This is a genomic window from Streptomyces sp. NBC_00104 (assembly GCF_045160825.1).
Lineage (GTDB): Bacteria > Actinomycetota > Actinomycetes > Streptomycetales > Streptomycetaceae > Streptomyces.
The window spans coordinates 2,166,339-2,191,863 of record NZ_CP108215.1; the positions used below are offsets into that span (position 1 = coordinate 2,166,339).

A 25,525-nucleotide genomic window follows, 5' to 3' on the forward strand; every position below is an offset into this window, starting at 1 on the left:
ACCTGCCGAAGGTGAGAAGGTGACAGGGCGAAGTGGCGCAAAACGCACCGGGCAGCCAACTCACAGGGGCCTCGGCCGCAACTCACAGAGTGTCCACGGAGCGGGCCGCGCTCGCCGTCGCCCGCTCCAGATCCTCCGCCGCCCGGTTGATCCTCCGCGCCGACTCCGTGACCTGCTCACCCAGCCGCTGAGCCTCCAGAAAGACCCGCACGGCCAGCACCCCCAGCACGACGAGCCCCACAAAACCCACAGCCACCGCGAACATCGCCCAGAACATGGCGCCGACCCTAGCCCGCCGAATGCAGCCGCAGGGTCCGCACCCCGCCCCCGGTCAGGAGCTCGACGATCCGCTCGCCGGCCGGCTTGCGGACGGCGGTGCCGCACTCGGGGCAGGTGAACGAGTAGAACGTGGTCTTGCTGGTGGCGCCGATGGCCAGGCGCAGCGCGCTCGCGCCCAGCTCGACGTTGGCCCGGCAGTCGGGGCAGCCGGCTCGGAACACCACGTCGACCGCCCTCTTCATGCCCGCGAAGGCGACCGCCGCGGTCATCTCCCGGATCTCCTGGATCTCCTGCACACCGGACTTCATGCCGGCCTTCACACCCGACACAACCGACCCGCCGCTCACAGCCCTAGCCTCTCCCTTTTCCGGTCGTACGCCGTCGTCACGCTCGCGTCGTCACGCTCGCGTCGTCACGGTCTCGTCGTAGGCCGTCAGAGCCTCGCGGGCAGCCCGGCGGGCACTGTCGGCGAGATCCTGCGGGGAGACGATCCGGCCGTCGCGCCCGAGCCGCAGCGCGAGACGCCGCAGCGAGGCGGGATCAGGGGTACGCAGACTGATGCGCAGCCCGCCCTCCGGCAGCTCCTCGGCGCTGTCGTGCGGGTAGTACTCGGCGACCCAGCGCCCGCCGGGGCCGACCTCGACGACGACCTCGGGGTCCTCGGCGGCGGGCTGCACCAGCGCCTCCGACAGGTCCCGCAGCTCTATCTCGGGCGGCGCGGACGGCTCGTCGAGGATCTTGATCTCGGCGACCCGGTCCAGCCGGAACGTACGGCGGGCCTCGGAGCGGCGGCACCAGGCCTCGACATAGGTGTGGCCGACGCTGACCAGGCGGATCGGGTCGATCTCGCGCTCGGTGACCTCGTCCCGGGCGGGCGAGTAGTAGCGGATCCACAGCCGCCGACGCTCCGAGATGGCCCGGTCGACGTCGGCGAAGACCCCGCCCTCGGCCTCGAAGGTGACCGACAGCCGTGAGCTGGCGCCCGCCGCCTCCCCGGCCGCGGTCTCGACCTTGGCGGTGGCCCGCAGCAGGGCCTGCCGGTCGCTCTCGCGCAGCCCGGGCAGCGTCGCCACCGCACGGGCGGCCACCAGCAGCGCGGTGGCCTCGTCGGCGGCCAGCCGCAGCGGCTCGGCGGCCTCCGCGCCCAGGGCGGCCGGGTTGTGCCACCAGATCCGCTCGCCGTCGGTGTCGATGTCGAGCAGATCGCCGCCGCGGAAGCTGGTCCCGCACATGGGCAGCACATCGAGGTCCGAGACCAGCTCGTCCTCGGTGATCCCGAAGGCACGGGCGACGTCCTCGATCCGGGCGCCGGGCCGCTCCCGCAGATAGGTCACCAGGGAGAGCATCCGCCGCGTCTGGTCGAGGGCGTTCGCCGGCCGGGCCGGTTTTCCCACCACGTTCTTACGTCCCCCTCAACCCTTGGCCACGGCACGCAGCCGGTCGACCACGTCGGCCCGCAGCTCGGCAGGCTCCAGGACCACCACGTCGGGCCCGAACTCGACCAGCCAGGCGTCCAGACCGTGCCCGTACGGAATCTCCAACTCGTCCCAGCCGTCCCCGAGTTCCCGGACGGCGGAGGCCTTCGCCCGCAGCGGGTAACCGGCCCCGGAACGCAGCCGGATCAGCGCGGAGCGGTCGGCGGTCTCCCCCGCCCAGCTCGCGACCGTCTCCCGCACGGTGACGACGTCCGGCACCTCGGCGGTGAAGGCACTGCCCCGGCTGCGGACCTTGCCGGTGATCCGGGAGAGCCGGAAGACCCGCTCAGCACCCCGGTCGCGGTCGAAGCCGGCCAGGTACCAGTGACCGCGCCAGCACTCCAGCGCCCACGGCTCGACATGGCGGGGCTCGGGGCGGACGGCGGTGGCCTTGCGGTACTCGAACAGGACCGGGCGGCGGTCCCGGCAGGCCAGCATCAGCGGTTCGAAGGCGGCCTCGTGCACCGGGATGCGCGGCTCCAGCGCCCCATGGCTCTCGTACGGGTCGACGTCCTCGGGCAGCCCGGCCGCGCGCAGCTTCTGCAGGGCACCGCTCGCGGCTCCGGCGAAGCGGGCCTGCTGCCACACCTTCGCGGCGAGACCGAGGGCCGCGGCCTCCTCGGCGTCGAGGGTGATGGGCGGGAGGCTGTTGCTGTCACGACGGGCCAGATAGCCGATCTCGCCGTCGAGGTTCTCCACCGTCTCGATGACCAGACCGAGTTCGCGCAGATCGTCCTTGTCGCGCTCGAACATGCGGTTGAAGGAGTCGTCCGAACCAGCTTCCAGATACGCCTCGATGGACTCCCGCAACTCACGCTTGCTGAGTGGCCGGCGCGTCCCCAGCAGACACAGCGCCAGGTTCATCAACCGCTCGGCCTTGGCAATGGCCATCGACGCCCTTCCTCCGGGTGTTTCCGCGGCACGACCGTACCGCTACGAAGCGTCGCGGCAAAAGCCGAGGGTCCATGCCCGAACAGGCATGGACCCCAGACAGTCGAGACCGGTCGCGGCACGATCGGCCCCGACACGGCATCCGACGGATCAGACCCCGAGCAGGTCCACCACGAAGATCAGCGTCTCGCCGGGCTTGATCGCCGGGGTGGGGCTCTGGTTGCCGTAGGCGAGGTGGGCCGGGATGGTCAGCTGGCGACGGCCACCGACCTTCATGCCCTGCACGCCCTGGTCCCAGCCCTTGATGACACGACCGCCACCGAGCGGGAAACGGAACGGCGCGCCACGGTTCCAGCTGGCGTCGAACTCCTCACCGGTGGAGAAGGACACACCCACATAGTGCACGGTGACGGTCTGGCCCGCCTGGGCCACCTCGCCGTCGCCCTCCCAGATGTCCTTGATCTCCAGGTCCGCCGGCGGCTCGCCCTCGGGGAAGTCGATCTCGGGCTTCTCAATGCTCACGTCTTCATGCTCCTGCTTGTGTATGTACGGGGCAACGCCGGACAGTCTCGCATCCCGGGGTGCTACATCTTCGCGAGGATGTCCACGGTGAACACCATCACGGAGTCCTTCTTGATGTCGCTGCCGCTCGGCGGCGTGTCCCCGTAACCCAGCTTCGGCGGGATGACGATGAGGAGGCGACTGCCCACCTTCTTCCCGGTCATGCCCTGCGACCACCCCTTGACGACCTGCTTCAACCCGAACGAGCTGAGCGCCTCGCGGCTGTAGGAGGAGTCGAACTCCTTGCCGGTGTCCCAGAGCACGCCCTTGTACTGCACGAGGAGGCTGTCGTCGGCGCCGACCTCGGGGCCGTCACCCTCGATGATGTAGTTCGCGACCAGCTTGGTGGGCGGGTCGACCTTCGGGATCTCGACGGAGGGAGCCTTGCCGTCGGTGTTGGTGCCCACCTTCGGCAGATCCACGTTGTCCTGCGCGACCTTCGTGCCCTTGGCCGAGCTCTTGCCGTTGAAGGTGTTCTGGATGTCGACGACGAAGACCAGCGTGTCGGTGCCCTTGATCCCCGCCTGCGCGTTGCCGTCCGGGCCGTAGCCCCAGGTCGGCGGCACAGCCATCTCGACCCGGCTGCCGGCCTTCTTGCCGGTCAGCGCATACCGCCAGCCGTCGATGATGCCCTGCGGGCTGAGCTGGATGACCAACGGCGTCTTGCGGTCGTAGGAGTTGTCGAAGACCTTCGCCGAGGCCCAGATCTGCCCCAGGTAGTTCGCCTGGATGTAGTCGCCCTCGGCGACCGTCTGCCCGCTGCCCGCGATGACCGTCTTCACCGCCAGATCCTTCGACGGATCGCCACTGCCCTTCGCGACGGTCGGCTTCTCGTCGAACTTCACACCCTCCGTGATCGCCGGCAGCGGACCGTCCACGATCTTCGGCGGCTTCGCCCCACTCGCCGACGCGGACGGGCTGCTGCTGGCCTTGGCCGAGTCGGACTCACCGTCACCACAGGCGGCGAGCGTGACCAGTCCAGCGGGGACAGCGATGAGGAGGGAGCGTCGGCGCACGGTGAAGGCCTCGTATCGGTCGATCTTGTCGGATGGCGTGCGCGCAACTCTACGACGTGAGAAGGGCGCCGTACGGCAAACGTACGGCGCCCCGCGTTGCGTTCCGGAATGACCCCCGGAACATCGCTGCTCACATTCCCGCGATGAGCTTCTCCACCCGGTCGTCGACGGAACGGAACGGGTCCTTGCACAACACCGTGCGTTGCGCCTGGTCGTTGAGCTTGAGATGCACCCAGTCGACCGTGAAATCACGACGCTGTTCCTGCGCACGCCGGATGAAGTCACCGCGCAGCCGCGCCCGAGTGGTCTGCGGCGGAACCGACTTGCCCTCGAAGATCTTCAAGTCATTGCAGATACGGGTGGCTTGACCTTTCCTCTCCAGCAGGTAGTAAAGGCCACGACGGCGGTGGATGTCGTGATACGCGAGGTCTATCTGCGCGACCCGCGGATGCGACATGGTCATGTTGTGCTTGGCGCGGTACCGCTCGATGAGCTTGTACTTCATCACCCAGTCGATTTCGGTACCGATCCGGTCGAGGTCCTCGGCCTCGATCGCGTCCAGCGTGCGGCCCCACAGCTCCAGGACCTGCTCGACGGTGCCCGTACGGATGCCGCGGCGCTCCACGAAGTCCACGGCCTTCTCGTAGTACTCGCGCTGCACCTCCAGCGCGGAGGCCTCACGGCCGCTGGCCAGCCGCACCTTGCGACGGCCGGTCAGGTCGTGGCTGACCTCGCGGATCGCCCGGATCGGGTTCTCCAGAGTGAGGTCACGCATGACCGTGCCCGCCTCGATCATGCGCAGCACCAGGTCGGTGGCACCGACCTTCAGCAGCATGGTCGTCTCGGACATGTTCGAGTCGCCCACGATGACGTGGAGACGGCGGTACCGCTCGGCGTCCGCGTGCGGCTCGTCGCGGGTGTTGATGATCGGCCGGGAGCGGGTGGTCGCCGAGCTGACGCCCTCCCAGATGTGCTCGGCACGCTGGCTCACGCAGTACACCGCACCACGCGGGGTCTGCAGCACCTTGCCCGCGCCACACAGCAGCTGCCGCGTGACGAGGAACGGAATCAGGATGTCGGCGAGCCGGGAGAACTCCCCGTGCCTTGCCACCAGATAGTTCTCATGGCAACCGTATGAGTTGCCCGCCGAGTCCGTGTTGTTCTTGAAGAGGTAGACGTCGCCCGCGATTCCCTCCTCGTGCAGGCGGCGTTCGGCGTCGACCAGCAGTCCTTCGAGAATGCGCTCGCCGGCCTTGTCGTGAGTGACCAGTTCGGTCACGTTGTCACATTCGGGTGTCGCGTATTCCGGATGTGAGCCCACGTCGAGATAGAGGCGGGCCCCGTTCCGCAGAAACACATTGCTGCTGCGGCCCCATGACACGACACGGCGGAAGAGGTACCGCGCCACCTCGTCAGGAGACAGACGGCGCTGTCCCCTGAACGTGCACGTGACGCCGTACTCGTTCTCCAGCCCGAAAATGCGGCGGTCCATGACTGAACATTACGCCCGATCCACCGAGCTGAAACGGGGTTCGGCAGCACGGTTTGGATCATTTTCCGATGAGACCGCAACGACCGCCCCCTCGGAGGGAACAGCGAGAACCCTCCCGGTCGCCAGCAGAACCAGCAACGACACGGCCCCCGCGGCACCCGGCACCACGAACCCCCACAGCGTCCCGCCCCACTCGACGACCGGACCCGCGACGGCCGTTCCGGCCGACTGGCCCACAGTGAACGTCGTCACGATCCACGAGAACGCCTCGGTCACCGTGCCCCGCGGCGCGTGCCTGTCGACGAGGACGAACACACAGGCGATGGCCGGCGCCAGGAACACACCCGCGAGCGCCGTCAGCCCCGTCATGCCCACCGGACCCGGCATCAGGGTCAGCGGCACGTAACAGACCGCCAGAAGCGCCACCAGCACCTGCAGACGCCGCTCCGGAGCCCCACTCCACCGCCGCGCGCCGTACACCGTGCCACCCACCAGCGCGCCCAGCCCGACGCCCGCCATCAGCCAGCCGTAGACGGCGTCCCCGCCATGGCCGTCCGCGTACGAGACGGCGGCCACGGTGATCGAACCGAGCGCGATACCGACGAAGAGGAACGCGCCGAGCAGCGCCAGCAACCCCGGCGAGCGCAGCGCGCCCAGCCAGTGCGCCTCACGCGGAGCGGAACGCCACGCCCGCGAGGGCGGTGAGACGACCACCCACAGGGCGCCGAGCACCCCGATGACACTGAGCACGACGAGCGCGGCCGACGCCGACCACAGCGCCACGCACAGGGTCACCAGCAGCGGCCCGACCGTGAACATGACCTCCTGGGCCACCGCGTCCATCGCGTACGCCGTGTGCACCTGCTCCTCCTTGCGCAGGACGCAGGACCACAGGGCCCGCAGCCCGCCCTCCAGAGGAGGCGTGAACAGCCCCGCGACGGCCATGGCGAGATACGCCACCGGCAGCGGATCCAGCCCCGACAGAGCGAATCCGGTCATGGCGAGGGCGGAGACGACAGCCGCCGGCAGCTGGACGCGCGGCTGTCCGTACAGGTCCACCAGCCGCCCCAGCAGCGGCTGCCCCACCGCGTTGGCGACGCCGTACACGGCCGCCAGCGCGCCCGCGAGACTGTAGGTGCCGCCCTCCGCGCGGACGAAGAGCACGATCGCGATCGCGGCGGTGGCGTTCGGCAACCGGCCCACCAGCGTTCCGGCGAGCAACCGCGCGGCGTGCCGCGTCCTGAGGATCTCGAGGTATCCGGCGGCCATGTCCTGCCTCTCGATGGGCTCTCGGCGAATGAAGTGTTACGTATAACGTCGGTCGGTCATACGTACCATGTGCCCTGTCCACGAGTCCAGACGAGGGAGCAGGCCGACAGTGGCACGAGGTAGTACACGGCCCACGAGCCGTGACGTCGCCCAGGCCGCAGGCGTCTCCCAGGCCGCCGTCTCCCTGGTCCTCGGCGACAAATGGCGCGGCCGCGTCTCGGAGACCACGGCCGAACGCGTACGCGAAGCCGCACGGGACCTGGGCTACCGCCCCAACCTCGCCGCCCGCAACCTCCGCCTCGGCCGCACCCGCACCGTGCTGCTGGTGGTACCCGCCCTGACGACCGAGTTCTTCGCGGGCGTCTACACAGGCGCCGCCCGGGTCGCCGCACAGCACGGCTTCGGCGTGGTCCTGTACCCCTCCCCCGAAGGCGTCGGCCCCGCCCGCGACCCCTTCGCCTCCGCCCAGGCCGCACTCGACGGCGTACTCGCCTCCTCGATGGCCGCGGACGCCCTCACCGCGATCCGGGGCGACCAACTACCCCTGGTGATGCTGGACAGCGACCCGGAAGGCAGCCTCGGAGCCGCCACCGTCAACCTCGACATCCGCGACGGCGTCCGACAGGTCACCGAGCACCTGCTCGGGCTCGGACACCGCCACTTCCTGCATCTGGCCGCCGACATCCCCTCCTGGACCTTCCACATCCGCGCGCGCGAACTGGCCAGGGGAGTGCGTTCGGTGCCGGGCACCTCCCTGCGCACGGCCGCCGCGCCGATCTCCATCGAGGGGGCACTGGCGGCGGCGGAGACGGCACTGGGCCAACCGGGGCCCGAGCCCCGGCCCACGGCACTGGTCTGCGACGACGACAAACTGGCGGCCGGCGCGTACAAGGCCGCACGGCGACTCGGACTACGCATCCCGCAGGACGTCTCCGTGACCGGGCTCGACGACCTGGCCCTCGCCACGGCACTCGATCCCGAGCTGACGACCGTGCGGCTGGACGCGGAGCTGTTCGGGGAGCGCGGGATGGAAGCGCTCCTGGCCGTCCTGGAGGGCCGCACGCCCGCACAGGGGGACATTCCCGTGGAGCTGGTGGTTCGGGGGTCCACGGCACCACCAGAGGCCTGAGAAGGGTTGCCCGACCGCCGGGACACCTGTGGCTGGTCGCGCCGTTCCCCGCGCCCCGTTCCTGGGCTCCGCCGTGAGACCGCATCACGCCGCGCGCCCCGGCCTCAATCGGCCGGGGCGCACTACGGGCGGGGTTTCGCAGACGCCGGTACTACTCCTCTTCCTCCGAGCTCTCGGCCTCGGTGGCGGCACCCTCGGCCTCCAGCAGGCGGGCCAGCTGGCGGCCCACGATGCGCTTGAACTTGCGCTGCTGCGGACGCGTACGGTCGAGGACGGCGACTTCCAGGCGCTCGGCGGGGATCTCCCGCTGCGTGCCGTTGGTGTCACGGGACAGAGCCTGGACGGCGAGCTTCAGCGCCTCCGCCAGGGACACACCATCCTCATGACGCTGGTCCAGATAGCTGCTGATCTGCTCGGCGTTACCACCGACCGCGACCGAGCCGTGCTCGTCCACGATCGAACCGTCATGCGGCAGCCGGTAGATCTGATCGCCCTCGGGGGTCTCCCCCACCTCGGCCACGACCAACTCCACCTCGTACGGCTTCTCGGCCGCCGAGGAGAAGATCGTGCCCAGGGTCTGGGCGTAGACGTTGGCGAGACCACGGGCGGTCACGTCGTCACGGTCGTAGGTGTAACCACGGAGGTCGGCGTAGCGCACCCCGCCGATCCGCAGGTTCTCGTACTCGTTGTACTTGCCGGCGGCCGCGAAGCCGATCCGGTCGTAGATCTCGCTGAACTTGTGCAGCGCGCGGGACGGGTTCTCGCCGACGAACACGATGCCGTCGGCATACTGCAGCACGACCAGGCTGCGGCCACGGGCGATGCCCTTGCGGGCGTACTCCGCCCGGTCGGCCATCGCCTGCTGGGGTGAGACATAGAACGGCGTCGACACCGGTTATCCGTCCCTTTCTGTCGAAGTCACTGGATCACCTTGAAAAGAGGGCCGTCGACCTGACCGGCTAGAGCAGCGCGGCGCGCGGGCCGTCGGGCTGCTCCAGGCGCCGCTCCAGGATCGAGCGGGCGATCTCGGAGGACTCCTCGTCGGTGAGCCGGCGGAAGCCGTCCTCGGTGATCACGGTGACGATGGGGTAGATCCGGCGGGCGACATCGGGACCACCGGTGGCCGAGTCGTCGTCCGCCGCGTCGTAGAGGGCCTGGATCACCAGGGTCGTGGCGTCGTCCTCGGAGAGGTCGGCGCGGTAGAGCTTCTTCATGGCACCGCGCGCGAAGATCGAACCGGAGCCGGTGGCGGCGTAGCCGGTCTCCTCGGAACGGCCGCCCGTCACGTCGTACGAGAAGATGCGGCCCTTGCCGCGGTCGACGTCGAACCCGGCGAAGAGCGGGACGACGGCCAGACCCTGCATGGCCATGCCCAGGTTGGAACGGATCATGGTCGACAGACGGTTCGCCTTGCCCTCCAGGGAGAGCTGGGCGCCTTCGACCTTCTCGAAGTGCTCCAGCTCCAGCTGGAACAGCTTGACCATCTCCACGGCCAGACCGGCCGTGCCGGCGATGCCCACCGCCGAGTACTCGTCCGCCGGGAACACCTTCTCGATGTCCCGCTGCGCGATCATGTTCCCCATCGTGGCCCGGCGGTCACCGGCGAGCACCACACCCCCGGGGAACGACACGGCCACGATCGTCGTGCCGTGCGGGGCCTCGATGACACCCTGGGTCGGCGGCAGCTGCCGCTTGCCGGGCAGCAACTCCGGCTGGTGGTCCGACAGGAAGTCCATGAAGGACGACGACCCAGGCGTCAGGAAGGCAGCTGGTAGACGCCCGGTGCTACGAGTGTTGGCTTCCACGAAGTTCCCTCCAAGTAGGCGGCAGCCCGACGAACAGCGTCGGGATCGTCTCCCAACTTGCCGATGGCCGAATTACAGTTGAAGCACAGTACGCCTCGGACCCTACCCGTCTTGTGACAGTGATCCACATGAACGGCCGGGGCTTTCAGGCAGATCACGCAGAAGCCCATCTGCGAGGCGATCATCTCGTCACGCTCGGCCTCGGTCATGCCGTACTGGCGCTTCAGGTGCCCGGCACGCCCCTTGTTCGCCCGGCACGCTCTACAGCTTGTCGAGAGGCCGTCTGAGGCAGTCGCATTGCGATGCCACTCGCCATGGGGCTTGATCTTGCCGCAGCTATGGCAGAACTTATGCCCCTCAGGCGTCTGCACTCGTGGCCGGACGTTCTTGCCCTTGGCCAACTGTCGAGACTGGTGATACTCCGCCCCACACTCCCGACAGTAGGCCTGCAGCCCATCGCGGGCCGACTTGTTGCCCGCGAAGGCCGCCCGCGGCCTGGACTCCTTGCACCGCGAGCAGCGCTTCACACCCTCTTCGATTGTCAACCTCAGAGACCCCCGAGACCTTCGATTCGAAGGTTACTCGCCACCCTTCTGAACGAAACTTCGAACGAAGTCCTCGGCATTCTCCTCGAGGACATCGTCGATCTCGTCCAGTACCGAGTCCACGTCGTCGCTCAGCTTCTCCTGCCGCTCCTTGAGGTCCTCCGAAGCCTGCGCCTCGGGTGCTTCCTCGACCTCTTCGGTGGAACGCGTGGCCTTCTGCTGGCCGCCGCCGGTGTCCTTGGTCGCCATAACCCTCACCCCGCTCAGTTCGCCCGACATGGTCGGCAGGTCTGCTTTCCTGCCGATCGGTGATGATCAGACCCTACAAGCCGGATCTGACATTGGCCCCGTCGTTTCCACAACGTCCGGGGACCACCTCGATGATTCCCGGACGGCGGTGTTTCCACCCTGCTCGGCTGATCACGATTGAAGCCCGGTTCAGTGGCCGGACAGGACCCTGACCAGGTCTTCTGCCGTGCGGCAGCGGTCCAGGAGCTCCTTGACGTGATTTCGCGTTCCGCGAAGCGGTTCGAGGGTTGGGACGCGCTGGAGCGAATCCCGGCCGGGGAGATCGAAGATCACCGAGTCCCAGGAGGCCGCCGCGACGTCGTCCGCGTACTGCTCCAGACAGCGCCCGCGGAAGTACGCACGGGTGTCCTCCGGCGGCTTCGTACGGGCCCGGTCGACGTCCGTCTCGTCCAGGAGCCGCTTCATCTTGCCGCGGGCCGCGAGACGGTTGTAGAGGCCCTTCTCGGCGCGTACGTCGGCGTACTGGAGGTCGACGAGGTGGAGCCGGGCGGCGTCCCAGTCGAGGTCGTCCCGGCGCCGGTAGCCCTCCATGAGTTCCCGCTTGGCCACCCAGTCCAGCTCGCCGGAGAGGCTCATCGGGTCGTTCTCGAGCCGGTTGAGGGTGTCCTCCCACCTGCTCAGGACATCCTTGGTCTGTTCGTCGGCGTCGGCCCCGAACCGCTCCTCGACGTACTTGCGCGACAGCTCGTAGTACTCCATCTGGAGTTGTACGGCGGTCAGCGTGCGGCCGCTGCGGAGGGTGACGAGGCGTTGCAGGGACGGGTCGTGCGAGACCTGGTGGAGGGTGCGTACCGGCTGGTCGACGGCCAGGTCGACGGCGATGAAGCCGTCTTCGATCATCGAGAGGACCAGGGCGGTCGTGCCCAGCTTGAGGTAGGTGGAGATCTCCGAGAGGTTCGCGTCGCCGATGATCACGTGGAGGCGGCGGTATTTCTCCGCGTCCGCGTGGGGTTCGTCCCTGGTGTTGATGATGGGGCGTTTCAGCGTCGTCTCGAGGCCGACCTCGACCTCGAAGTAGTCGGCGCGCTGGCTGAGCTGGAAGCCGTGTTCGTGGCCGTCCTGGCCGATGCCGACGCGGCCGGCGCCGGCGAAGACCTGGCGGGAGACGAAGAACGGCGTGAGGTGGCGCACGATGTCCGAGAAGGGGGTTTCCCGCTTCATCAGGTAGTTCTCGTGCGTGCCGTAGGAGGCGCCCTTGTTGTCGGTGTTGTTCTTGTAGAGGTGGATCGGCTGGGCGCCGGGGAGCTGGGCGGCGCGTTCGGCGGCTTCGGCCATGATGCGTTCGCCGGCCTTGTCCCACAGGACGGCGTCCAGCGGGTTGGTGACTTCGGGGGCGCTGTATTCGGGGTGGGCGTGGTCGACGTAGAGCCGCGCGCCGTTGGTGAGGATGACATTGGCGAGGCCGATGTCCTCGTCGGTGAGCTGGCTGGAGTCGGCGGCCTCGCGGGCGAGGTCGAAGCCTCGCGCGTCCCGCAGCGGATTCTCCTCCTCGAAGTCCCAGCGGGCCCGGCGGGCCCGGTGCATCGCCGCTGCGTAGGCGTTGACGATCTGGGACGAGGTGAGCATGGCATTGGCATTGGGGTGGCCGGGGACGGAGATCCCGTACTCCGTCTCGATGCCCATTACTCGCCGTACGGTCATGCGGCCCTCCTTGCCCGGCGGCGTCCTCGGTCGGGGACGCCGCTCAAGTACCGCTGGCGCTCCGGTGCGTGTGCGGTGCCCGTCCCCGCACTGCGCGACTCGGCGGTACGAAAGAGCCTAGAACGCCTCTGCGCTGGTGGGGAGATCATTTGCGTCATTGCCTTGCTCCGGCCTTTGCCCGAAAAACAGTCGGCTGCGGGTACCCAGTGAGGGCACCCGCAGCCGCCCTGTCTTTTACAGGTACTGTCCGGTGTTCGCCACCGTGTCGATGGAGCGTCCGGTGTCGGCGCCCTGCTTTCCGGTGATCAGCGTACGGATGTAGACGATCCGTTCGCCCTTCTTTCCGGAGATTCGGGCCCAGTCGTCCGGGTTGGTGGTGTTGGGCAGGTCCTCGTTCTCCTTGAACTCGTCCACGCAGGCCTGGAGGAGGTGGGAGACGCGGAGACCCTTCTGGTTCTTGTCGAGGAAGTCCTTGATCGCCATTTTCTTGGCGCGGCCGACGATGTTCTCGATCATGGCGCCGGAGTTGAAGTCCTTGAAGTAGAGGACTTCCTTGTCTCCGTTGGCGTAGGTGACTTCCAGGAAGCGGTTTTCCTCGGATTCGGCGTACATGTGTTCCACTGCCGTCTGGATCATGCTCTGGACGGTGGTGGCCTTGGAGCCGCCGTGCTCGCCGACGTCGTCCGTGTGGAGCGGGAGACGTTCGGTGAGGTACTTCTGGAAGATGTCCTTGGCCGCTTCGGCGTCCGGACGCTCGATCTTGATCTTCACGTCGAGCCGGCCGGGGCGCAGGATGGCGGGGTCGATCATGTCCTCGCGGTTGGAGGCGCCGATGACCACGACGTTCTGCAGGCCTTCCACGCCGTCGATCTCGGCGAGCAGCTGCGGGACGATGGTGTTCTCCACGTCCGAGCTGACACCGGAGCCGCGGGTGCGGAAGAGGGATTCCATCTCGTCGAAGAAGACGATGACGGGGGTGCCCTCGCTGGCCTTCTCCCTCGCACGCTGGAAGACGAGGCGGATCTGTCGCTCGGTCTCGCCGACGTACTTGTTGAGGAGCTCGGGGCCCTTGATGTTGAGGAAGAAGCTCTTGCCCTGGGCCTGGCCGGTGACTTCGGCGACCTTCTTGGCCAGTGAGTTGGCCACGGCCTTGGCGATGAGTGTCTTGCCGCATCCGGGGGGTCCGTAGAGCAGGACACCCTTGGGCGGACGCAGTTCGTGCTCCTTGAACAGGTCAGGGTAGAGGTAGGGGAGCTCGACCGCGTCGCGGATCATCTCGATCTGGTTGCCGAGGCCACCGATCTGCTCGTAGCCGATGTCCGGGACCTCTTCGAGGACGAGTTCCTCGACCTCGCTCTTCGGAACGACCTCGTAGACGTAGCCGGAGCGGGGTTCGAGCAGGAGGGCGTCGCCGGGGCGGATGGTGATGTCCAGCAGCGGCTCGGCGAGCCGCACCACCCGCTCCTCGTCGGTGTGCCCCTGCACGAGGGCGCGCTCGCCGTCCTCGAGGATCTCCTTGAGGGTGACGATGTCGCCGACGCTCTCGTACTCCATGGCCTCGACCACGTTGAGCGCTTCGTTGAGCATCACTTCCTGGCCGCGCCGGAGCTCTTCCAGGTCGACGCTGGGGCTGACGTTCACCCGGAGCTTTCGGCCTCCGGTGAAGATGTCGGCCGTGCCGTCCTCGTTCGCCGTGAGGAAGACACCGAAGCCGGCCGGCGGCTGTGCGAGCCGGTCGACTTCCTCCTTGAGGGCCACGATCTGGTCGCGGGCCTCACGGAGCGTGTTGGCGAGCCGCTCGTTCTGTGCGGACACGCCGGCCAGATTGGTCTGCAGTTCGACGATCCGCTCTTCGAGAATCCTCGTGTGTCGCGGAGAGTCGGCGAGCTTGCGTCGCAGGACGGCGATCTCCTGCTCAAGGTAGGCAATCTGCCCGGCCGGGTCGTCGGACCCTCGTCCCGGGCGGATGCCGCGGTTCATGTCGTCGTCGTGGGCTGCCACGGTCCTCACCTCCTCCAAGGGGAGCTGGACGCTTCCAGACCCTACCTGGGTGGGTGTCGATTGAAACCCCTAGATCACAAAGACGGTCGGGGTGTGTCCGATCTTCACCCTTGCGCTCTCCCTCACGCCAGGGGAATACCCACGGAACATGATTGGGAAGCCGCCCCGGGTAGGGTCGAAGTGTTCAACACCCGTCAGAGCCTGCATCGTTCCCGACCGGCTCGACGATCGAGACGGCAGGAGAGATGACCGTGCAGCAGGAGGCCGGGGCCGAGGGCGAGACGCTGGAGGTCTGGATCGACCAGGATCTCTGCACCGGTGACGGTATCTGCGTCCAGTACGCGCCGGAGGTGTTCGAGCTGGACATCGACGGGCTGGCCTATGTGAAGAGCCCGGGCGACGAGTTGTTGCAGGCCCCGGGGGCCGCAACGCCCGTTCCGCTGCCGCTTCTCACGGATGTGGTGGACTCCGCGAAGGAGTGTCCTGGCGAGTGCATCCATGTGCGTCGGGTTTCGGACAGGGTCGAGGTCTTCGGGCCTGACGCGGAGTGACCCGACGGGCACTCCGCGTCGCCCTGTGTCTGGTTTCTCACACCGGGTTTGCCGGGTGATCGTTTCCCGTTCGCCCGGGGGCGGGCGGTGATCAGACGCTTTGTGCTCCGGCGGGCGTCGAGCGCGTGAACGCCCCGTTCTTCCACTGCCACTTGACGAGGTCCTTGACGTCAGGACAGCAGTTGGGCACGTCGGCCGACGAGTAGCCGTGCAGGGTGGCGGTGACGGCGGCGTCACGGACGGCGAAGTCGGTGACGGTCTTGCGGTCCTTGGGGTTCACCAGGGTGGCGACGACCCTCGGCTGGGCCGCGTCGGTGGAGCGGGTGAGGACGTACACGCCGTCGGGCGGGGTGCCCATGCTGGCGTCGCAGTGCGCGACGGCCACGGTCTCGGGGCGGCCGTCTCCGTCGAGGTCCCCGGAGCCCTTGTTCTTCACGACGACACCGACGGGTCCGCAGTCGAGCGGGAGGTCCACCTCGGTGGGGTCGGGGGCCGTCACGACGGCCGGGGCCCGGTCGGCCTTCGGGTCGGGCTGGGCCGCTCTCGCCGCGTCGGGTTGGAGTGCGGACGACAGGGCCACGACAGCGGCGAGGGCGGTGGCCGTGGCGAGCCAGTGGATGGGGCGGGTGTGCGCGTGTGCCAGTTCCGGGACGGCGGATTGCTGCACTAGGAGCGTCTCCTGGGGGTGCTGTGCCGGTTGGGATGACCCGCATGGTGCCACACGTCACAGGGGTGTGGAACGGCGGGGTACGTGGTTCCCGCAGCTTTCCGGTGGCGCGTCAACGGGAGAGCGCCGTGGCCGAGTTCCCGGGCGCTGCGGGGAACTCGGCCACGTCGAGGGAGCGTTGTGCGCGGCGGGCGGCCGCCTGTGGTGACAGGTGGACGGCGCCGGGCCGTTCACCGGGTGGGGCGGGGGTCAGCGGCCGCTGCCGCCGTCGGCGTTGGGGCCGGCGTAGTCCTCGCCGTACGCGCCCTTGGCGGGGCGGCGGCGGCGCATGGGCGGCTCGACGCCGTCGGCGAGGCGACGGGCGGTGAGCAGGAAGCCGGTGTGGCCGATCATCCGGTGGTCGGGGCGGACGGCCAGGCCCTCGATGTGCCAGTTGCGGATCATCGATTCCCAGGCGCTCGGCTCGTTGAAGCAGCCGATCTCGCGGATGGACTCGACGGTCCGGGCGAGCTGGGTGGTGGTCGCCACGTAGCAGCAGACGATGCCGCCGGGGACGAGGGCCTTGGAGACGGCCTCCAGGCATTCCCAGGGGGCGAGCATGTCGAGGATGACGCGGTCGACCTCGGTGTCGCTCAGGTTGTCCTGGAGGTCGCCGACGGTGAGCTGCCAGGCGGGGTGGGGGCCGCCGAAGTAGCGCTCGACGTTGGCCTGCGCGATCTCGGCGAAGTCCTCGCGGCGCTCGTAGGAGTGCAGCATGCCCTGGTCGCCGATGGCGCGCAGCAGGAAGCTGCTGAGCGAGCCGGAGCCGACGCCGGCCTCGACGACGCGGGCGCCGGGGAAGATGTCGGCGAAGGCGAGGATCTGCCCCGCGTCCTTGGGGTAGACCACGGCGGCGCCGCGGGGCATGGACAGGACGTAGTCGGGGAGCAGGGGGCGTAGCGCCAGGTAGGCGACGTTCCCCGTGGTGCGGACAACACTGCCTTCGGGAGCGCCGATCAGCTCGTCGTGCGGGAAGGAACCCTTGTGGGTGTGGAAGTTCTTTCCCTCTTCGAGCGTGAACGTGTAGTGGCGTCCCTTGGGGTCGGTGAGCTGGACCTGGTCCCCGACCTTGAAGGGCCCGCGACGGCGGGCGGCACCGGTCGGTTCGGACATGTGACCAGCCTACCGGCGATTGGGAGGGCCGCCGACCACCGCTTGGGGTGAGCGGGGTCGGGCGAAGGGGGCTCAGGAGGGCCTGGCCATGGCCTTCACGAAGGCTCGCTCCACGTCCGCCGCGGAGAGGACTCCGTAGATCTCGCCCGAGTCCTCCACGACGAGGTACTCGGTGGCGGGGGCCGCGCGGAGGGCGTCGAGGAGGGCTTCGCCCGCGAGTTCCGCGGAGACTCGCATGCCGTCGGTGAGGTCCTGGGCGAGGCCGCCGACGGCGACCCAGGGGCGGCGGTGTTCGGGGACGCCGACGATGGCGGCCTCGCGGACGAGGGAGAGGGGTTCGCCGTCGGGGTCGACGACGACGAGGGCGCGGGCGCCGGCTTCGTTGGCGCGGCGGAGGGCCTCGGAGAGAGGGGTGTCGGTCTCGACGGGGACCGCGCGCCGGGTGAGGGCGCGGGCCTGGAGTTCGGGCAGGTGTTCGCGCAGGCGGGCCATGCGGAGGCTGTTGCCGGCGCCGGTCCAGATGATCGCGGCGAGGATCGCGGCCAGCAGGGCGTCGAGGACGGTGTCCATGCCGACGCTGTCCTCGGCGGCGGAGCCGAGCAGGCCGGACTGGGTGAGCAGGGGCAGTCCGATGAGGACGGAGACGGCGAGGGCGCGGCCGACCCAGGCGGCGGCGATCGTGCCGGTCATCGGCCTGCCGGTGATCTTCCAGACGACGGCGCGGAGCATGCGGCCGCCGTCGAGTGGCAGTCCGGGGAGCAGGTTGAACGCGGCCACGATCAGGTTGGAGATCATCAGTCCGGCGAGGAGGACGCCGGGCACGGTGCCGGGCTCGACGGCCAGCAGGGCGACGTAGAAGACGCCCGCGAGGATCAGGGAGAGCAGAGGGCCCACGAACGCCAGGACGAACTCGCGGCCCGGGGTCTCGGATTCCTTCTCGATCTCCGAGACGCCGCCGAAGAACTGGAGCTGGATGCGGCGCACCGGCAGTTTGTAGCGCAGGGCGGCGATGGTGTGGGCGAGTTCGTGGACGAGTACGGAGGCGTAGAAGGCGACCGCGAAGAACAGGGCGACGAGGTAGCGGAGGGCGCCGAGTTCGGGCAGGACGCGGTCGAGCTGGCCGCCGAAGACCCAGGTGATCAGGGCGGCGACGAGGAACCAGCTGGGCGCGACGTACACGGGTACGCCGAAGGGGCGGCCCATGAGGATGCCGCCGCCGGGCTCCTTGGGGCGCCGGGGCGGTTTGGGAGCGGCGTGCGAGTGTGCGTGGGTGCGCGCGGGTCCCACTGTGTGCTCTGACCCGTCCGCCGGAGCCTTGTCCATGTCGGGTGGGGTCGCCGGGGTCCCTGAGTCCGCCGAGGGCTTGGTCACCGGGTTCGCCCACGGTTCGTTGCCGGTGTCAGCCGCTTGCTGGTTCGGCGCCTCGGGCGACGGTTTGCGCAGGGGGGCCGAGGGCGGTCGGTCCGCCGGGCCGGCCGGCGGCTTGTCGGCCGAGTCCGTCGGGGGTTGATCCGTGGGGCCGGCCGACGGCTGGTCCGCCGGACGCGTCGGCGGCTCGGGCGCCGGGCGCTCGGACGGTCGGGCTGCCGTGTCCGCCGGTGGCTGGTCCGCCGGGTCGGCGGGCGGCTGGTTCGGCGGGTTCGACGGGGGTTGATCCGTGGGGCCGGCCGACGGCTGGTCCGCCGGACGCGTCGGCGGCTCGGGCGCCGGGCGCTCGGACGGCCGGGTCGCCGTGTCCGCCGGTGGCTGGTCCGCCGGGTCGGCGGGCGGCTGGTTCGGCGGGTTCGACGGGGGTTCGTGCGTCGGGGTGGCGGGCGACTTGTGTACGGGGGGTTCCGATGGCTTCGCGGATTCGGGGTCGCCGGGGGTTCCGGCGGCGGAGGGGTCCTCGGCGGAGCCGTGCCGCTCGGTGGCGTCGTGTTCCCCCACGGCACCCCGGCCCTCTACCGCTCCCGGCTTCCCGGCGGGGCTCGGCTCCTCGTCGGCACTCGGTGCCTTGCCCGTGCCCTTGCCCGCGTCGGTGTCCTGCTGCTCCGCATCGTCGGAGTGCTGGGATCCGCCCGGTGCTTCGGAGGCGTCGGTCTCCTGGGGGGCGTCGGCCGTGCGGGGGCTGTCGGGCGTTCGGTGGGCGTCGGGCGTTCGGGGAGTCCCGGAGGTGGTGGCGGCCTCGCCGGGGGTGCGGTGGGTGGGGGCGCCGTTCTCCGCCGGTGTCTCGGTCGTGTCGCGGTGTGCGCGCTCGGGCGCCGCGTCGCTGTCGGACCGCGGCTGCCCGCTCCCGCCGCTCGTCTCCACGATGTCCCCTCGTTCGAAGCGTCTTCCGCGCCCGGTGGCCGGGCGGAAGGGTCTGCGGTCGATGCTATGCGGTCGCCGGGGCGCCTTCCGCCCCGGCACCCCCTCTCTTTCCCCGCGTCGCACGAGGCACACGGGTTTCGACGGCCGTGGTGTCGGGCGGTGCTCGCGCGGGCCCGTGGCTGTCACTGTCAGTGGTGGGCCGTATGGTCTGTGGTCATGGAAACCAGCACCGACGGCGCCGCCGCCGTGCCCGCGGGCGGCGAGGATGGTCGTCCTGCCGTGCGGGCCGCCGCGCCGCCTGCCTCGCTGTCGCCGTCGCGGGCGAGTGACTTCATGCAGTGCCCTCTGCTGTACCGGTTCCGGGTGATCGACCGGCTGCCGGAGAAGCCGAGCGAGGCGGCGACGCGCGGCACGCTGGTGCACGCGGTGCTGGAGAGACTCTTCGACGCGCCGGCGGCCGAGCGGACGGCGCCGCGGGCCAGGTCGCTGGTGCCCGGGCAGTGGGACCGGCTGCGGGAGAGCAGGCCGGAGGTCGTGGAGCTGTTCGCGGACGACGCGGAGGGTGAGCGGCTGGCGCGCTGGCTGGCGGAGGCCGAGCAGCTGGTGGAGCGCTGGTTCACGCTGGAGGATCCGACGCGTCTGGAGCCCGCCGAGCGGGAGTTGTTCGTGGAGACGGAGCTGGAGTCGGGGCTCAGGCTGCGCGGGATCATCGACCGGGTGGATGTGGCGCCCACCGGCGAGGTGCGGATCGTCGACTACAAGACGGGCAAGGCGCCGCGACCCGAGTACGCCGAGGGCGCGCTGTTCCAGATGAAGTTCTACGCCCTGGTGGTGTGGCGGCTGAAGCAGGTGGTGCCGCGCCGCCTCCAGCTGGTCTATCTCGGCAGTGGTGATGTGCTGACGTACGACCCCGTGATCGCGGATCTGGAGCGGGTGGAGCGCAAGCTGCTGGCGCTGTGGGAGGCGATCCGGCTGGCCACGGAGAGCGGGGACTGGCGGCCCCGGCCGACCAAGCTGTGCGGCTGGTGCGACCACCAGTCGGTATGCCCGGAGTTCGGTGGTACTCCCCCGCCGTACCCGCTGCAGGTGAGGTCACCCGAGTCGGTCGGCGAGGGGCAGGGCAGAATGGGCCCGGCCTAGCCGAAGGAGATTTTCGTGGCCATCCGCGTCCTACTGGTCGACGACCAGCCGCTGCTGCGTACCGGGTTCCGGATGATTCTGGAGGCGGAGCAGGACCTCGCGGTCGTCGGGGAGGCCGGAGACGGCCTGCAGGCGCTCGACCAGGTGCGGGCGCTGCAGCCCGATGTGGTTCTGATGGACATCCGGATGCCGCGGATGGACGGCGTGGAGGCGACCCGGCAGATCACCGGGCCGGGGCGGGACGGTCCGGCGAAGGTGCTGGTGCTGACCACGTTCGACCTGGACGAGTATGTGGTGGAGGCGCTGCGGGCGGGTGCCAGCGGGTTCCTGCTCAAGGACGCGCCGGCCATTGAGCTGGTGCAGGCGATCCGGGTGGTCGCGGGCGGGGAGGCGATGCTCGCGCCGAGCATCACGCGTCGGCTGCTCGACAAGTACGCGGTGCATCTGCCGTCGGGCGACGAGCCGGTGCCGGACGCGCTGCACACGCTGACCGACCGTGAGGTCGAGGTGCTGAAGCTGGTGGCCCGGGGTCTGTCGAACGCGGAGATCGCCGCCGATCTGTTCGTCAGCGAGACCACGGTCAAGACGCATGTGGGTCATGTGCTGACCAAGCTGGGGCTGCGTGACCGGGTGCAGGCGGCGGTGTACGCGTACGAGAGCGGGCTGGTGCGCCCCGGCGCGCAGTAGGCAGGCCGCACTCCGTACTACGCGCCGAGGGCGCCCTCTTGCGGTGAAGAGGGCGCCCTCGGTCGTGCGTGGCTGTCGGCGTCGGCCGTTGCTCGCGTCAGCCCTTGCTGATCTCCCAGAAGCGGAAGACGGTCGAGGCGTCCAGGCAGTACTCCAGGCCGTAGACGTCGTCGCGGACGACGGCGTACTGCTTGGCCTGCCAGATGGGGATGAGGGGGATGTCGGTGGCGACGATGTTCTGCAGTTCGGCGTACTCCTTCTCCGTGGAGGAGCGCTCGCTCTCGGCGGCGGTCTTCGTGAGGAGTTCACCGGTGATGGTGTTGTTGGTGTAGTTGTTGTCCAGCACGTTGCCCTTGCCGAAGAAGGGGCCGGTGAAGTTGTCGGGGTCCGGGTAGTCGGGGACCCAGCCCTTCACGTACACGCCGTACTTGCCGGCGGCGATGTCCTTCTCGTACTGGTCGAAGGCGACGGATTCGACGGTCGCGTCGAACAGGCCGCTGTCGTTGAGCTGTTTGGCGATGGCCTCCAACTCCTGGTCGGTGGAGGGGCCGTAGCGCGACGGGGTGGACCAGAGGGTCAGTTCGACCTTGTCGTCGATACCGTCGGCGCGCAGCGCGGCCTCGGCCTTGTCCTGGGAGGGACGGGCGCCGAAGGTGTCGAAGAACGCCGTGTTGTGGCCGGTGATGCCGGCCGGGATGATCGAGTACAGCGGTGTGGCGGTGCCCTGGTAGACCTCGTCGACGAGGGCCTCGCGGTCGAGGAGGTAGGCGATGGCCTGGCGCACGCCGAGCTTGCCGGTGACCGGGTCGTCCATGTTGAAGACGAGGTGCTGGACCTCGGCGCCGGTGCCGTCGACGATCTCGACGCCGCTGGCGGTGGAGGTGTCGGTCTCGATGTCGGAGATGTCGGAGGCGCTGAGTCCGCGGTAGGTGACGTCGAGGTCGCCCTCCAGCAGGGACTTCTTCAGGGCGTCCTGGTCGCCGTGGAAGAACTTGAGGGTGACGCCGCTGTTCTCGACGTCGGCGGTGCCCTTGTAGTTCTCGTTGACGGTGAAGACGGCCTCGTCCTTGCCGAAGGACTCCAGCTTGTACGGGCCGGAGCCGACCGCCTCGCCGTCCTCGCGGAGTCCGTCGGCGTCGTAGGAGCTCTCGTCGACGATCGAGCCGGCGCCGGAGGCGATCTTGCTGGGGAAGGTCGCGTCGGCGTACTTGAGGTCGAAGCGGACGGTCTTGTCGTCCGGGGTCTCGACCTTGTCGAGCATGGGGAACATGATCGCGGGGCCGGCGTCGTCGTTGATCTTCAGCATGCGGTCGAAGGAGAACTTGACGTCCTTCGCGGTGAGCGCCTCACCGTTGCTGAACTTCAGGCCGTCCTTGAGGGTGCACTCGTAGACCTTGGCGCCGCTGTCCGCGAAGGAGCACTCCTCGGCGAGGTCCGGTTCGGGCTCGGTGGCGCCGTTGGGGAAGCTCAGCAGCGACTGGAAGACGTTGTTGAAGAGGAGCCAGGATCCGGGGTCGTAGCCGGAGGCGGGGTCGGTGGCCAGGACGTCGTCGGACATCCCCATCACGACGTTGGAGCCGGAGTCCCCGGCTCCCCCCGAATCGGAGCCGCAACCGGTCAGCAGGCCGGCGGCAAGCCCTGTCGCCATGGTCAGGACGGGCCACTGGGTGCGTATGTTCACGTATGGATGCCTTGTGTCGTCGGGTGCATTGCGGGCGCTCCGGGCTCCCCCGAGGCCGACCGGCCTCTGTCCGGAGGGGTGGTGAGGTCCGGTCAGTTGTCTCTGCCGCGGCCCAGCTCCCAGAGCTGGAGCGTCGAGGCGGCGTTGAGGGCGTACTCGGTGCCGGTGACGTCGTCGCGGGCGGCGACGTACTGGTTGCCCTGCCACAGCGGCAGGATCGGCACGTCGTCGGCGACGATGTCCTGGATGCCGGTGAGGCTCTCCGAGGCGGTGAGGCGGTCGGCCGCGCGGCGGGACTCGGGGATCAGCTTGCTGCGGATCTCGCGGTTCGCGTACGGCGAGCCGAGGAAGTTGTCCTTGTCGAGGAAGGGCGCGAGGTAGTTGTCGGCGTCGGGGAAGTCCGGGAACCAGCCCATGCCGTAGACCGCGTACTCGCCCTCCTGCTCGGCGGGGCGGAACGTGGACCAGGGGGCGCCCTTGATGGTCACGTCGAACAGCCCGCTGTCGTCGAGCTGCTTCTTCAGCAACTCGAACTCCTTCTTCGTGGCCGCGCCGTAGTGGTCGGTCGTGTAGTGGAGGGTCAGCTTCACCGGGGTGGTGATGCCCGCGGCCTCCAGGGTCGACTTCGCCTTGCCGACGTCAGGGTCGCCGTACTCGTTGAAGAAGGAGTTGGAGTGGCCGGTGATGCCGGCAGGGACCAGTGAGAAGAGGGGTTCGGCCTGGGAGCCGTACACCTTGGAGACGAGTTCGCCCCGGTCGATGACCTCGGCCATGGCACGGCGGACGGCCGTGCTCCCGACCGGCGAGGCGTCGGTGTTGAAGGCGAGGTAGCGGATCTCCAGGCCGGCGGACTCGATCACGTCGATGTCGCTGTCGGCGGACTCGGAGAGCTTGGTGATCTGCTCCGGCGTCATGGTGCGGGTCATCAGGTCGATGTCGCCGTCCTCGAGGGCGGTGCCCATGGCGTCGGCGCTCGCGAAGGAGCGCAGTTCGACCTTGTCGTTCTTCGGGTCCAACTGCCCCTTGTAGTTGGGGTTCTTGGTGAAGACGGCCCGGACCAGCTCGTTGTTCTCGACCTCGGCGTCCAGGGTGTACGGGCCGGAGCCGTCGACCTCGAAGCCGTCGCGCAGCTCGCCCTTGTCGTAGTCGGCGGGGTTGACGATGCCGGCGACGGGGGTGGACAGCTTGTACGGGAGGGTCGCGTCGGGGCTGTTGAGGTGGAAGATCACCTCGTTGTCGCCCTTGGTCTCGACGAGGTCGATGGTGGACAGCAGGGCGAAGACACCGCTGTCGGCCTTGAGGGAGCGGGCACGGTCGATGGAGAACTTCACGTCCTCGGCGGTGACCGGATCGCCGCCTGCGAACTTCAGGCCACTGCGCAGTGTGCAGGCGTAGCGCTCGTTGCCGGTGTCGGTGAAGGAGCAGCTGGAGGCGGCCTCGGGTTCCGGTTCGCCGTCGCCGCGCGGCTGGACCAGGAGGGTCTGGACGGTCTGGCGGAGGATGTTCCAGGTACCTACGTCGTAGGCGTAGGCCGGGTCGACGGGGGCCGGGGCCTCCTTCGAGGCGGTGAACCGGTCGGTGGTGCCGACGACGATCGCGTCACCGCTGCCGCCCGCGCTGTCGGTGGCACCGCAGGCGGCGAGTACCGGGGTGAGCAGACCGATCACGGCCGGCAGCACCAAGGTCTTGCGGTTCATGCGCGGGTTTCTCCAGAGCTGTGTTCCGGGACGGGTGCCAGCGGGGTGGTGCGAGCGCGTCCCGGGAAGTGCGGCGATGTTCTCGCGACGAGATTAGCCCGCACCGCCATAGGGGCTCGTACACACCGGAGTTGAGTTCCCATCACGCTGCGGAACCGGGTGTGGACACAAACGGTGTAGCACGCACGGAATGTTTGGGTGCACCCTTCTCCAATCGGGACACAAGGGCGTACCGAACGCCCCCGAATACGCGGATTGGACGCACCGAAGGGCCTCCCCGGAGGCCCTTCGGAGTGGTTAACGTCACAGATGAAAAGGGGTTCCCGGGAGCGGGAATTCAGTCATCGCGACGCGACCGAATTCCCCGTCCCGATCCCCGCCCGTCAACCGGTGCGCGATCTTGGAATTCCTTGCGCTTTCAATTGCTTGTCGACGCCATCAGGCCACGCAGGAATGGCAGGTCGACCTCTTCCAGCGAGGTCACGACGGTGCGCCGGGTGGCGGGGGCGATGGGCGCCACGGACGGGACGGCGACCACATGGCAGCCGGCGGCCTCGGCGGCGGCGACACCGGTCGCGGTGTCCTCGATGACCGCGCACCGGATCGGATCCGCGCCGAGGCCGGAGGCCGCGAGGAGGTAGGGGTCGGGGAACGGCTTGGTCCGCTCGACCTCGTCGCCCGCGACGGTCAGCGCGAAGTGCCGGCGGCCGAGGGAGCTCAGCACCCGCTCGATGATGCGGCGGTGGGAGGCGGAGACCAGGGCGGTGGGGATGCTGTGCGCGGCGAGCTCGGCGAGGAGTCTGGAGGCGCCGGGCATCAGCGGCAGTGTCCGCCCGATACGGGCCTCGAAGCCGTCGTTCAGCAGCACGGTCAGCTCGGGGAGAGTGATGTCGGCGCCGGTGGCCTCGATCAGGAAGCCCGCGCTGCGGCTCATGGGGCCCCCGACCACGACATGGCGCCAGGAGTCGTCGAGGGCGTGTCCGAGGCCGGCGAAGACCTCGACCTCCACGTCCCACCAGAAGCCCTCGGTGTCCACCAGGGTGCCGTCCATGTCGAGGAGCACGGCCTGCAGGGCGGAGCCTTCGGCCGTACGGGTTCCTAGCGCGGGGATCGTCGTGGTCATCCGGCGCACCTCCTTGTGGGACGAGCAGGCCGGTTCCCTGGTGGGGAACCGGCCTGCGGTGGACCGACCAGTGTACGACTTCGCGCGGGGAAGCGCCTCGCGGCCGAGTCGTGCCGCATCCC

23 protein-coding genes and 1 pseudogene are annotated in these 25,525 nt (G+C 69.1%); 4 read left to right on the top strand and 20 right to left on the bottom strand.

What is annotated here, in order from left to right:
* Window positions 1-82: 82 nt before the first annotated feature.
* The 8 genes from OG272_RS09410 to OG272_RS09445 all read right to left on the bottom strand — a co-directional run bounded on the left by OG272_RS09410 (window position 83) and on the right by OG272_RS09445 (window position 6,983).
* A complete protein-coding gene (locus OG272_RS09410) occupies window positions 83-277 on the bottom strand; it encodes a hypothetical protein (protein ID WP_327730492.1) in 195 nt (64 codons plus the stop codon).
* A 10-nt stretch (window positions 278-287) separates the two neighbouring features.
* Complete coding sequence (locus OG272_RS09415) at window positions 288-587, bottom strand: hypothetical protein (protein ID WP_326583972.1); 300 nt, start codon at window positions 585-587, stop codon at window positions 288-290.
* Window positions 588-677: 90 nt separating this feature from the next.
* The gene (locus OG272_RS09420; protein WP_326583971.1) at window positions 678-1,676 is read right to left on the bottom strand and encodes a WYL domain-containing protein; all 999 of its coding nucleotides are present in this window, start codon (window positions 1,674-1,676) and stop codon (window positions 678-680) included.
* A 15-nt stretch (window positions 1,677-1,691) separates the two neighbouring features.
* Window positions 1,692-2,645 carry a WYL domain-containing protein gene (locus OG272_RS09425; protein WP_327730491.1) on the bottom strand — a complete coding sequence of 318 codons (954 nt, stop codon included), beginning with the start codon at window positions 2,643-2,645 and terminating at the stop codon, window positions 1,692-1,694.
* A gap of 150 nt (window positions 2,646-2,795) precedes the next feature.
* Window positions 2,796-3,167 (bottom strand): FKBP-type peptidyl-prolyl cis-trans isomerase, encoded by a 372-nt coding sequence (locus OG272_RS09430; RefSeq protein WP_319067263.1) that lies wholly within the window; start codon window positions 3,165-3,167, stop codon window positions 2,796-2,798.
* A 62-nt stretch (window positions 3,168-3,229) separates the two neighbouring features.
* Entirely contained in the window at window positions 3,230-4,222 is a 993-nt protein-coding gene (locus OG272_RS09435; protein ID WP_326583969.1) for an FKBP-type peptidyl-prolyl cis-trans isomerase, read from the bottom strand.
* A gap of 130 nt (window positions 4,223-4,352) precedes the next feature.
* Window positions 4,353-5,714 carry a Pup--protein ligase gene (gene pafA / locus OG272_RS09440; protein WP_037701799.1) on the bottom strand — a complete coding sequence of 454 codons (1,362 nt, stop codon included), beginning with the start codon at window positions 5,712-5,714 and terminating at the stop codon, window positions 4,353-4,355.
* Window positions 5,715-5,723: 9 nt separating this feature from the next.
* Window positions 5,724-6,983 (bottom strand): MFS transporter, encoded by a 1,260-nt coding sequence (locus tag OG272_RS09445; RefSeq protein WP_326583968.1) that lies wholly within the window; start codon window positions 6,981-6,983, stop codon window positions 5,724-5,726.
* A gap of 109 nt (window positions 6,984-7,092) precedes the next feature.
* Between OG272_RS09445 and OG272_RS09450 the strand changes: the two genes are divergently transcribed.
* On the top strand, window positions 7,093-8,112 hold the full coding sequence (locus OG272_RS09450) for a LacI family DNA-binding transcriptional regulator (protein ID WP_327730489.1): 1,020 nt from the start codon (window positions 7,093-7,095) through the stop codon (window positions 8,110-8,112).
* 151 nt (window positions 8,113-8,263) lie between these two features.
* Here the strand turns inward: OG272_RS09450 and prcA are convergent, their stop codons facing one another.
* The 6 genes from prcA to arc all read right to left on the bottom strand — a co-directional run bounded on the left by prcA (window position 8,264) and on the right by arc (window position 14,413).
* Window positions 8,264-9,004, bottom strand: coding sequence for a proteasome subunit alpha (prcA, locus tag OG272_RS09455; protein WP_326583966.1), 741 nt, complete (start codon window positions 9,002-9,004; stop codon window positions 8,264-8,266).
* Window positions 9,005-9,071: 67 nt separating this feature from the next.
* A complete protein-coding gene (gene prcB, locus OG272_RS09460) occupies window positions 9,072-9,917 on the bottom strand; it encodes a proteasome subunit beta (protein ID WP_326583965.1) in 846 nt (281 codons plus the stop codon).
* Entirely contained in the window at window positions 9,869-10,462 is a 594-nt protein-coding gene (locus OG272_RS09465; protein WP_405893062.1) for an endonuclease VII domain-containing protein, read from the bottom strand. Before OG272_RS09465 ends, prcB begins: the two co-directional genes overlap by 49 nt.
* Before the next feature lie 33 nt (window positions 10,463-10,495).
* A complete protein-coding gene (locus tag OG272_RS09470; protein WP_123544333.1) occupies window positions 10,496-10,711 on the bottom strand; it encodes a ubiquitin-like protein Pup in 216 nt (71 codons plus the stop codon).
* A 189-nt stretch (window positions 10,712-10,900) separates the two neighbouring features.
* The gene (gene dop, locus OG272_RS09475) at window positions 10,901-12,412 is read right to left on the bottom strand and encodes a depupylase/deamidase Dop (RefSeq protein WP_405893065.1); all 1,512 of its coding nucleotides are present in this window, start codon (window positions 12,410-12,412) and stop codon (window positions 10,901-10,903) included.
* A gap of 234 nt (window positions 12,413-12,646) precedes the next feature.
* The gene (gene arc / locus OG272_RS09480; protein ID WP_326583963.1) at window positions 12,647-14,413 is read right to left on the bottom strand and encodes a proteasome ATPase; all 1,767 of its coding nucleotides are present in this window, start codon (window positions 14,411-14,413) and stop codon (window positions 12,647-12,649) included.
* A 245-nt stretch (window positions 14,414-14,658) separates the two neighbouring features.
* Between arc and OG272_RS09485 the strand changes: the two genes are divergently transcribed.
* On the top strand, window positions 14,659-14,964 hold the full coding sequence (locus tag OG272_RS09485; RefSeq protein WP_327730486.1) for a ferredoxin: 306 nt from the start codon (window positions 14,659-14,661) through the stop codon (window positions 14,962-14,964).
* Window positions 14,965-15,055: 91 nt separating this feature from the next.
* On the opposite strand, the gene OG272_RS09490 is transcribed toward OG272_RS09485, so the two are convergent.
* The 3 genes and pseudogenes from OG272_RS09490 to OG272_RS09500 all read right to left on the bottom strand — a co-directional run.
* Entirely contained in the window at window positions 15,056-15,631 is a 576-nt protein-coding gene (locus tag OG272_RS09490) for a hypothetical protein (RefSeq protein ID WP_326583961.1), read from the bottom strand.
* Window positions 15,632-15,880: 249 nt separating this feature from the next.
* Window positions 15,881-16,783, bottom strand: coding sequence for a tRNA (adenine-N1)-methyltransferase (locus tag OG272_RS09495; RefSeq protein WP_326583960.1), 903 nt, complete (start codon window positions 16,781-16,783; stop codon window positions 15,881-15,883).
* 72 nt (window positions 16,784-16,855) lie between these two features.
* Window positions 16,856-18,025 (bottom strand): annotated as a pseudogene (locus OG272_RS09500) (site-2 protease family protein); the annotation flags it as partial.
* Between the two features lie 1,266 nt (window positions 18,026-19,291).
* On the opposite strand from OG272_RS09500, the gene OG272_RS09505 reads away from it, so the two are divergent.
* Both OG272_RS09505 and OG272_RS09510 read left to right on the top strand, forming a co-directional pair.
* Window positions 19,292-20,215 (top strand): RecB family exonuclease, encoded by a 924-nt coding sequence (locus tag OG272_RS09505; RefSeq protein ID WP_326583959.1) that lies wholly within the window; start codon window positions 19,292-19,294, stop codon window positions 20,213-20,215.
* 15 nt (window positions 20,216-20,230) lie between these two features.
* A complete protein-coding gene (locus OG272_RS09510; RefSeq protein ID WP_326583958.1) occupies window positions 20,231-20,902 on the top strand; it encodes a response regulator transcription factor in 672 nt (223 codons plus the stop codon).
* A gap of 97 nt (window positions 20,903-20,999) precedes the next feature.
* Here the strand turns inward: OG272_RS09510 and OG272_RS09515 are convergent, their stop codons facing one another.
* The 3 genes from OG272_RS09515 to OG272_RS09525 all read right to left on the bottom strand — a co-directional run bounded on the left by OG272_RS09515 (window position 21,000) and on the right by OG272_RS09525 (window position 25,403).
* Entirely contained in the window at window positions 21,000-22,583 is a 1,584-nt protein-coding gene (locus OG272_RS09515) for an ABC transporter substrate-binding protein (protein WP_326583957.1), read from the bottom strand.
* 92 nt (window positions 22,584-22,675) lie between these two features.
* Window positions 22,676-24,280, bottom strand: a complete 1,605-nt coding sequence (locus OG272_RS09520) for an ABC transporter substrate-binding protein (protein ID WP_326583956.1) — start codon at window positions 24,278-24,280, stop codon at window positions 22,676-22,678.
* A 418-nt stretch (window positions 24,281-24,698) separates the two neighbouring features.
* A complete protein-coding gene (locus OG272_RS09525; RefSeq protein ID WP_326583955.1) occupies window positions 24,699-25,403 on the bottom strand; it encodes an HAD family phosphatase in 705 nt (234 codons plus the stop codon).
* Window positions 25,404-25,525 lie beyond the last annotated feature (122 nt).